Raw genomic sequence first — 9,636 nt, 5'->3', positions numbered from 1 at the left:
GTAGTGAAAAGATAAAGGGTGAATAAAAGTGCGATCGCGCTTCGTCAACTGAAAAGGATCTTCGGAATTCGGGTCATCTCGAATGTAAAGTTCCTCCCCCGCATAAGCCACGTAGAGAACCTCTTCCCCAGTCTCTGAATCTTTGTGAAAAGCCAAACCAGAAGGATTTTCAAAGGGAGTTAAAACGCTAAATTTAATCTCTCCTGTTGCCCGTTCCAAACAGTAAACAGTTTGCTCGGTTTTGTCGCAAACCCAAATTTCCTCATCCCGGACTGTGATATTTTCTACTCCGATGCCGGGAGCGAAAAAACGAGTAATTTCCCGACCAGTTTTTCCGTCAAAAACCAGAATATAGCCCAATCTCTGGCAAGTTATGTAAAGTGTAGATTGCCAAACAGCAATCCCGTCAACTGGATAAGAAAGGGAAACAAAATGTTCCGGTTTGAGTTGTGCGATCGCCCCATCGCGAATTGCACCCGGACAGCAACAAATATCCTGACCTCGCGCAAACCAGAGAGTATCTTCCCAAATCGCCAGCCCGGTTGCGCCCGCAAACTTAGCCGTTTGATAAGGATTCAAAACAGTAGTGTTGTCAGTTTCTCGATCGATCTCCAATAGTAGCCCTTCGGCGCGATCGACAGCGAACAACCGATTTCCAAAAAAAACAATGCCGTGCAGTGCAGATACACCGATCGGTCTGACCATTCGCAGCCCCGAAGGCTGTTTGTCCGAGATAACTGGTGAATCGAGATTCATGCTAAATTTCTTGCCGGTATTGTACAGAAAACTTCACTTGTAACTTGTAGCCGATCGCTGGAGGTTCACCAGCAAAATTGCCGAGATTCCTGATATCCGCGATTGACGCATCAACCGGGATTTTTGACGAAAAGACGCATTCTAGCCGCAGGTCACAGTTAAAAAACTCAGAATATTAGTCATTGTCAACATTGGGTTTAACAAGGTCAACCCAACCTGCTGCTGTCAATTCAAGTAAGTATAACTACTAAACTACCACTGAAAAACGCTACACAGAATTCTATTCCCGTCAAAGCAGCCAAACTAATCGTATCTGGCTGAAGATATAAATTAAGTACAACAGATTACTATATCCAGCAAAACCTTGGGTAGAATAAAAACGTGCGATCGAGTTCTTAGGTTAATCAGAAGGCAGGTTCATCATGGCTTGGAAGTCTGCTCTCAACACCAGCGCCCTTTCATTAATTCTGTCTTTACAGGCAGTTGGCACCGGTAGTTTATTCACACCAGCCGAGGCTATCAACAGCCCCGCAAACAGCGTCCACCGCCCCTCAACACCGCAGCTACCCCTCAACTTGCAAACAGCTCAACCCCCCGGACAGACGGGAAACAGAGCCAACAGCCAGCAACCCGGAGCCGCTTGGAATAACTTTCAACCGCCGGAGCAGGGAGTACCCGGAAGGCGGGAAGGGGGAGGAACCAGGGGCTTCGTCTGCCCCACTCCGATAACAGCCTTAATTCCCCAATCAACTATGGGGCAAACCATATCAGCAAAGCCCACATTTTTCTACTACCTCCCCGCAGCCGTTGACAAAACAGTTCAGTTTGAGTTAGCAGACGAAATGGACAAAACAGTATACAAAAAAAGTTTTCGGATGGTAACTAGCCGTGGCGGTATCGTTAGCGTCAGCCTCGGCTCCGACGGCAACGCGCCAGCCCTGGAAGTTGGCAAAAACTATCAATGGTACTTTACTATCAAATGCAGCCCGCAAAGCTATACAGATGATGTTCTCGTTTCCGGGTGGATCAACCGCACCGCACTCGCCCCAACAGTGAAAACACAGTTGGATCGATCGCCCGACAGTCACGCCAAGCTCAGCATCTTAGCCCAACAAGGTCTCTGGTACGAATACCTGGCAACTCTAGCTCAACTGCGCCTAGAGTCTCCCAGCGATACCAGTTTAGCCACCAAGTGGTCAGAAGTGTTGAGATCGGTCGAACTCGGCAAAATTGCCCAAGCACCATTAGTCGCCAGTGAGTTAACACCCATAACCAAAAAATAATTCGAGATTAGTTTCACTCAAAGAATGCAGCGGTAGGCCAAAAGCCAGGAACCCCTAGAGTCAGCCCTAAAATGGCATGACTTGTGCAGCCAGTACCAAAAACTAGGTTGCAAGTGCAGTATTTGTCGGCGCCACAGATAATTTTTGTGGCGTTTCGGGTTTTTTGGTCGATCGTCCTGAATAAATTCAAATTTTTGTACTCGCGAGCATTTCTGGTTCCCTTGCCTCTTGAAAGCCGGACTGTTCAAATTTTTATAGTCAAATTGCGCCCAATACTAAATGGTAAACTTGCAGAGTCAAGCAGAAGACAAACTTATTTTACAAAAAATATTAATTATGCGCCCGATAGCAAATATTGCAATATTTCGGTTGGGGATTTCACTTCTAACAGCGCTCCCTATCGCTTGCTTTTATGCCAATAAAGCTATATCCCAAACAAATGATATTTCTCAGTTTTCGGCCGCTGACAACTCAGCAAATACGGACAACGAAGCATTAGCACTCCGAAAACTGGAAATCCAACAAGATGAAACTGCAACAAACTTAAATCAACTCCCCGATTTTCCCGAAAGCAGCCCTGAACTAGAAACACAATTGAACCCCGCTGAGAACAGGCAAGATGCCTGTTCCACAATCGATGAAACTGCTTGTGGTGCTGGCATCGCCGCCGAACCAAAAAATCTGGTTGAGAGCCAGCCAAAATGTCATAACCCCCTAGATTGCAATGTTTTAGCCCAAAACCAACCCCAGACACCTCCAAACCTGCCACCGCCCCCGACTCAACCAGATCCAAATCGCGATCGATTTCTGCAACCAGCCCCGCAGCCTTCCCCACAACCTCCCCAAACACCACCAACAGTTGCGCCCCAACCCCCGTCACCAGTTCCGCAGCCGCTGCCGAATACGATAATTCAAGTACAAAAAATTGAAGTAATTGGCAGCACCATATTAAGTGAAGACGAAATTAACGCCTTAATCAAGCCGTTTGAGGGCCGTTCTGCCACCCTAGAACAGATCCAACAAATCGCCGACAAAATTACCGAAATTTACCTCAATCGCGGGTACATCACTTCCAGAGCAGTCTTGCCGCCCCAAACTATCACCGCAGGGGTAGTCAAAATTCAAGCGATCGAAGGCAAGCTGGCCCGAATTGAGGTAGAAGGAAATAAAAGAGTGCATAAAAATTACATCCGCAGCCGAATTCGACTCGGTGCCGGAATACCTTTAAGCACATCTTCATTAGAAAACCAACTCCGGCTGCTGCGAGTCGATCCTTTATTCGACAATGTAGAAGCCAGCCTGCGGGCTGGAGATAATTCAGCCGAGAGCATTCTGATCGTCAGAGTTACGGAAGCTAATCCCTTTCAATCTAGTTTCAGCTTTGACAACTACTCGCCTCCCAGCGTCGGTTCCGAAAGATTGGGGGTAAGTGTGCGGCACCGCAATATCACAGGAAATGGCGACGAACTCGCGGCGGCTTATTACCGAGCTCTCGGCGATTCAGACTTGTTCGATTTCAGCTACCGCATCCCGCTAAATGCCATGAACGGCACTTTGCAACTGAGGGCGGCACCGAACCGCAACAGTATTGTACAAGCACCTTTTGACGCTTTTGATATTTCAGGAAAATCGCATTTATTTGAATTGAGTTACCGCCAGCCGCTGCTGAGAACGCCGATCGAAGAATTTGCCTTGTCTGCCGGTGTTACTTATCAGACAAGCAGAACTTTTCTCGCCGGCGAACCGTTTCCTTTTGGCATCGGCCCGGACTCCAAGGGTGTCAGCACTACCACTGCAATTAAGCTGGGACAGGACTACATTCGGCGCGACTCGCAGGGTGCTTGGGCTTTGCGATCGCAATTTACGATCGGCACTAGCTTGTTTGATGCTACTCAAAACGATGGTTCTGCCCCTGACGGACAATTTTTGAGTTGGCTGGGTCAAGTGCAGCGAGTACAGCGATTGAACGACAAACATTTATTAATTTTGCAGTCAGATTTGCAGTTGTCTGCTAATAGTTTGTTACCTTCCCAGCAATTTGTAATTGGTGGCGGACAATCTTTGCGCGGCTACCGCCAAAATGTCCGTTCTGGCGATAACGGCTTCCGAGTATCGGTGGAGGATCGGATTGCGTTGCAGCGCGATGCTTCGGGAAATCCCAAACTTCAATTAGCTCCATTTTTGGATGCGGGTACGGTGTGGAATAATCCCAACAATCCTAATAAATTAACGAATCAGAGATTTTTAGGTGGTGTGGGTTTGGGGGTAATTTGGCAACCGATACCGCAGGTGAACCTGCGCCTAGATTACGCTTTTCCTTTGGTGAGAATTAGCGATAAAGGCGACAATTTGCAAGATAACGGCATTTACTTCAACCTAATTTATACGCCATGATCGCAGCGGGAGCATCTCTGTCGGAAAACAGCCCAGCTAGAAATTGGAGACAGGAGACAGGAGACAGGAGACAGGAGGAAAGAGGAGACAGGAGACAGGAGACAGGAGACAGGAGACAGGAGGAAAGAGGAAGAAAGAAGGAGTCAGAAGAAGTGTTTTTACAAATATTCAGATGCTCCAAAAATATTGATTTCAACATCTGACCAATCACCAATCACCAATCACTCATCACTAATGACTAATAACTAATGACCAATGACTAATGACCAATGACTAATGACTAATGACTTCATCATCTGACCAATCACTAATGACTAATAACTAATGACCAATGACTAATGACTAATGACTAATGACTAATGACTAATGACTAATGACTTCATCTATCCGATATTAATCGCCGACTTCCCCGACAACCTCCGCAGCAGCCTGAGTTTCGAGCCAGAGTTTGAGCAGCAATCGCTCCGCCCGATCGCCCAAAACAGTCGCAAACACGCCCTCGGCCCCCTCTGACGCGCCTCCAATCCACGTACCGCGCAGAGTCACTTCCACAAAATCAGCATCAGCAACACAAAGATCGATCGCCTCGCTGTCATTTCGGCGGGCCTCAGATTCCAGCAGAGACAGCGTCGGCAAATTCGCCGGCAGCAAAAATGCCGCAGTGCTCGGTTCGACGCTGATGCTTTGACCAACTCGCACAGCCAGCACAACTCGCAGCGCCACTAACTGTTCGGGAGATTGAGCCAAACGCTCTAGATTAAAGCCCGTTTCAGTGTAAGTCAACTTCAGCATATTGACAGCCCTAAATTTGGAATTGAAAGTTGGTCAGTAGTCAGTAGTCAGTAGTCAGTAGTCAGTAGTCAGTAGTCATTAGTCATTAGTCATTAGTCATTGGTTCGCGCATTACGCATGGGCAGTGAGAAACCTGGTTTATACACGAATTTTGGGACGACTCACCAGCAATGTACTAAGAAACCTCGTTTCTGGGGTCGCAAATGCGATCGCGAAATACAGTTGTTAGTTGTCAGTTGTTTTTGATTGACTAATGACCAATGACCAATGACTAATGACCAATGACTAATGACTAATTTCCTATTCCCCAATTTGGTATTCGTGCCAAAACATTTCGGAAAAAGCCACAGTGGGGTGCATAGGAGACTTCGGCTTAGTTCGCAGAGGCATTTGAGCTTCTAGGGGAGTTCGATCGCCCTTACGAGAGTTGCACCCTTCGCAAGCAGTCACCACGTTGTCCCAAGTATGCAGCCCGCCCTTCGATCGAGGCATGACGTGATCCAGCGTCAAATGTCGGTTGTTACCGCAGTATTGACAAGAATGAGCATCGCGGCGCAGAACTTCCCGGCGATTGACCGGCGGCACTTTCCAAAGGCGTTCGCTGTTGCCAAAAGTCAAGCGGATGTGTTCGGGTACGTGGATGCTGGTGCTGGGCGATCGCACCAGCCAGCCATTGCCGGTGCTATAATCTAGAGCTTGGGCCTTGCCTGTTACCAAAAGTACGATCGCCCGTTTGATGTTGACACGGCTCATCGGTAGGTAATTCTGGGAAAACACCACCACAGATTGCCTCAATACATCAGTTAGTACGGTCACGGCTACCTCCTCTTCATTAGGATTTTAGATTGAAGAATTTTAAATTTTTTGACTTCGCTCAAAACAAGTTTTAGATTTGGGATTTTGGGTGTTTCACCAGCATGATTAGATTTTAGATTTGGGATTTGTGGATGTTTTACCAGCATTGTTAGATTGAAGAATTTTAAATTTTTTGACTTCGCTCAAAACAAGTTTTAGATTTAGGATTTTGGGTGTTGCACCAGCATTGGCTGAATTTGGTTTTTTGCCAGTTTCCCAAGCCTTTCCCAATTTCTCAAATATCCAATCAAATGCCCCTGCTTCTGTCGTACAGAAGCGGGGGCAAAAAAAACTGCTTTCATGCAAATTTTCATCCTGTATCGGTACAGTTTTTTTAGCTGTACCTCCCGCTTCGCGTATCTTTCTCTGGCTGTGCCACTCCCAGACCGTCCCGGTCTACCTCGCTGTAATTAATTTCTGCATTCTGTCCCAATCCACTATAACTGGGTTTATTTAGGCTCCGGCCTGCCCGCGAGATTGCTGTGACGGTGGCAAAACTCGCCATCAAGACGCGCCGTGACGAGTCGCTGCAACCCCAAGGGCGATCGCCCTGCGGTTGATAGGTGGAATTGGTGGAGAGAAATATCACAGTAAGCACAAAGCGATCGGAGACCTTTAAATCTAGCTTTAAACATACTACACTGATATTACAGATATGTCCACCCGTCACGGAGAAAAACAATGCATACCTTACCTAGAACGTCAACCACCGAAATGGAAGTCACCAGCATTCGACTAGAAAGAGAGCTCAAGGAGAGACTCAAAGAGCTCGCGGGGAATCAAGGCTATCAAGCTTTGATTCGAGATTTGCTCTGGAATTACGTCCAGCAGAAGTCTGGAGAGTATCGCCAGATGTTTTGTCTGTCGGATATTCGAGCTAGCATTAATGCCACAGCAAAGCAGGACGAACGCTGCGCGCTTACAGGAGAGTTGATTCGAGTTAATGAGCCGATGTTGTTAGGCCTGACGATGCACGGGGAAATGGTGCCGCTGAGTATGGGGAGTATGGCTGGATAAACCAGTTTACCGAGAATTTGCCCGGCCTGGGGCGATCGCCCCAGGCGCTGAAGATTATAATATTAGACCTCTTGCCAAAAAAATCTATGTTACAATTCAAGGTTTTGAATTTCAGACCCACGAAGCTCACTCATAATTGTAAAGTGCCGATCAAACCTGCAATCTACTCCACTTAAGCCAAACCCTTCATCGGGAAATGTGGGTGAAAACTCCGCCCTTGCAGGACGACTTTAATATTGATATTTTGGTATAATTCCAGTGGTTGCGACCCACCCGCGACGATAGAGGCATCAACCTGCTTCACCAAAGTTTGCGATTGTTCGCAACGGGAAAGAAAAATCTTTAGATCGGCAAAAGAGAACAGGACAACGGCAAACATCCCTAGAATCACGCACAGTAGACAGAATTCCTTTGAGGTTTTCGACACATCAAACCGCGCTTGCTAGCAGGGTTAGTGTGCGAGAGCGAATGTCAGGCCATAAAACTCCTTGTCGGTAGAGGCAATTGCTATGAAACAGAAACTCAAATAGTGAGGTTTGGCAATCACCGTCCGCGACGGTCGGTGAGGATGCCAAGCTGACCAGTATCGATATAAAGAAGCAACCAGAGTGGCTTGTTTGGAGCGGGGAATCCCCTATTTAGATATTTTTGACAAATCGCGCGATCGGGCTAATGATTAGTGTCGATCGCGCCGAAGGGCAAATGGTCTTCATCCCAACCGGGCGGGCTATCAATCTTTGTTTGAATATCTCATAAGTTGGGAACCCTTAACAGCGGGTCATTAGTCCCCATTAGATATTAAATTTGAGATTAAAAAATTAGCAACGATCTCAAATCCGTTGGCATCCGAATTATTCATCTCTCTCTTCTGGAGACTCTGCGAACTCTGTGGCAATAGCGGTTTAATCATTCCGAAAAAAAACTATCCCATATCACAATCAACAATCAACAATATTTTAGCAATGAGCTATGAAAATTCTGTTAGTAGAAGACGACTATCGCATTGCCCAAGCATTAGCAGAAGCCCTCACCGACCAACATTATGCCGTAGATATAGCCGCCGACGGTCAAGAAGGTTGGAACTTTGCAGAAACTTTTACCTATGACTTAATTCTGCTAGATGTGATGCTGCCAAAAATAGATGGAATTACCCTCTGTCAGCGCTTGCGCCGACAAGGTTTAAAAACCCCCGTGATCGTGCTAACAGCCAGAGACACCAGCAATGATAAAGTCATAGGACTAGATGCCGGAGCTGATGATTATGTCGTTAAACCCTTCGATTTGCCAGAATTATCAGCAAGAATTAGAGCCTTACTGAGGCGGGGAAGTACAACTTTGCCACCAGTATTAGAGTGGGGAAATCTGTGTTTAAACCCGAACACCTGCGAAGTTACTTATCGCGATAGTTTGCTAAATCTTACACCAAAGGAGTACAGTTTGCTAGAATTATTCCTGCGAACAGGAGGGCGCGTTTTAACACGGAGTGCTATCCTAGACCATATATGGGCTTGTGAAGACTCACCGGGAGAGGAAACCGTCAAAGTTCACCTCCGGGGTTTGCGACAAAAACTGAAAGCAGCAGGCGCACCAGCTAATTTTATAGAGACTATTTATGGCATGGGTTATCGGCTCAACCAAAACCTCTAATCCCCAATTTCAAGCTTTGGGATGGCGTTTATTGCTATCTTACTTAACAGTGATGGTAGCTATTTTAGGAACTTCTGCTATTGCTGTTTATGAATTATTTGCCAGCAGTCTGTATCAAGAATTAGACCAGCGATTGGAGGTTTTGGCTCAAGCAGCTTCTCACAGTTTAGTTGTGATCGAAAACCAGTACCTTTCACAACATCCAGAAGAAAAAGGCGATGAATCTGACAAACAAAGCGAACAGCGCAATGATGATTCTCAGATTAAACTAGAACTCGAAAAAGTAACTCGTCAGTTAGACAGAGACGGAGATTTAGACATTCCCTGGCAAAATCTGCGCGAACCCGATCAAGCTGTAGAATGGTTTAATGAAGCAGGTGAAATGCTAGGAAATTCCGGCAAGACTTTACCGCCTTTACCGATAAAATCGGGTTTCCAAACCATACAGAACGGGCAAATTCGGTCGGCTACAATTCCAGTTTACATTTTTTCTGATGATAAAAGTCAAGAATTAAAAGGTTATATTCGCACCAGAGAATCTACTAAAGAAGTCGAAGAAGTTCTCAGCAGTCTCCGCTGGAAATTGGGTTATGGGAGTATTATTTTTCTCAGCTTGACTGCGGTTGGTGGTTTGTGGCTGACAAAGCAATCTCTCAAGCCAATTGAGGAGAGTTTTCAGCAGTTAAAACAATTCACCGCCGACGCTTCCCACGAGTTGAGAAGTCCGCTGACGGCGATTAAAACTTCAGTGGAAGTGATGCAGAATCATCCTGAGAGAATTCATGCAGCAGATGTTAAGAAAATGGCGGCGATCGACTCTGCTACTAAACAGATGACTCAGTTAGTTGAAGACTTACTTTTATTAACTAGAATGGATGCACCAGCAGCCACG

The 9,636-nt window shown here is 46.4% G+C and carries 9 protein-coding genes; 5 read left to right on the top strand and 4 right to left on the bottom strand.

The annotated features are described in order from the left end of the window. The coding region (locus tag WBA89_RS18625) for a YncE family protein (RefSeq protein ID WP_424408697.1) at positions 1-756 on the bottom strand (756 nt) is incomplete at its 3' end. Positions 757-1,178: 422 nt separating this feature from the next. On the opposite strand from WBA89_RS18625, the gene WBA89_RS18620 reads away from it, so the two are divergent. Next, positions 1,179-2,039: a DUF928 domain-containing protein gene (locus WBA89_RS18620; protein ID WP_424408696.1), complete on the top strand. Its 861-nt coding sequence runs from the start codon at positions 1,179-1,181 to the stop codon at positions 2,037-2,039. 279 nt (positions 2,040-2,318) lie between these two features. Next, entirely contained in the window at positions 2,319-4,433 is a 2,115-nt protein-coding gene (locus WBA89_RS18615; RefSeq protein ID WP_424408695.1) for a ShlB/FhaC/HecB family hemolysin secretion/activation protein, read from the top strand. 393 nt (positions 4,434-4,826) lie between these two features. On the opposite strand, the gene WBA89_RS18610 is transcribed toward WBA89_RS18615, so the two are convergent. The 3 genes from WBA89_RS18610 to WBA89_RS18600 all read right to left on the bottom strand — a co-directional run bounded on the left by WBA89_RS18610 (position 4,827) and on the right by WBA89_RS18600 (position 6,678). Continuing rightward, entirely contained in the window at positions 4,827-5,225 is a 399-nt protein-coding gene (locus WBA89_RS18610; RefSeq protein WP_424408694.1) for an alr0857 family protein, read from the bottom strand. Between the two features lie 300 nt (positions 5,226-5,525). After that, complete coding sequence (locus WBA89_RS18605; protein ID WP_424408693.1) at positions 5,526-6,041, bottom strand: HNH endonuclease; 516 nt, start codon at positions 6,039-6,041, stop codon at positions 5,526-5,528. Positions 6,042-6,414: 373 nt separating this feature from the next. Further along, positions 6,415-6,678 (bottom strand): hypothetical protein, encoded by a 264-nt coding sequence (locus tag WBA89_RS18600; RefSeq protein WP_424408692.1) that lies wholly within the window; start codon positions 6,676-6,678, stop codon positions 6,415-6,417. Between the two features lie 83 nt (positions 6,679-6,761). On the opposite strand from WBA89_RS18600, the gene WBA89_RS18595 reads away from it, so the two are divergent. The 3 genes from WBA89_RS18595 to WBA89_RS18585 form a co-directional block, all read left to right on the top strand. Next, positions 6,762-7,097 carry a ribbon-helix-helix domain-containing protein gene (locus tag WBA89_RS18595; RefSeq protein WP_373534917.1) on the top strand — a complete coding sequence of 112 codons (336 nt, stop codon included), beginning with the start codon at positions 6,762-6,764 and terminating at the stop codon, positions 7,095-7,097. A gap of 969 nt (positions 7,098-8,066) precedes the next feature. Further along, a complete protein-coding gene (locus WBA89_RS18590; RefSeq protein ID WP_424408691.1) occupies positions 8,067-8,744 on the top strand; it encodes a response regulator transcription factor in 678 nt (225 codons plus the stop codon). Continuing rightward, positions 8,710-9,636, top strand: a 927-nt coding sequence (locus WBA89_RS18585; protein ID WP_424408690.1) for a histidine kinase dimerization/phospho-acceptor domain-containing protein, incomplete at its 3' end; no start/stop codon positions are given. The genes WBA89_RS18590 and WBA89_RS18585, both read left to right, overlap by 35 nt.

This window comes from Microcoleus sp. (assembly GCF_049646505.1).
Taxonomy (GTDB): Bacteria; Cyanobacteriota; Cyanobacteriia; order Cyanobacteriales; family Microcoleaceae; genus Microcoleus.
Note: the sequence above shows the minus strand (reverse complement) of the source record. Positions and strands in the feature narration are given on the sequence as shown.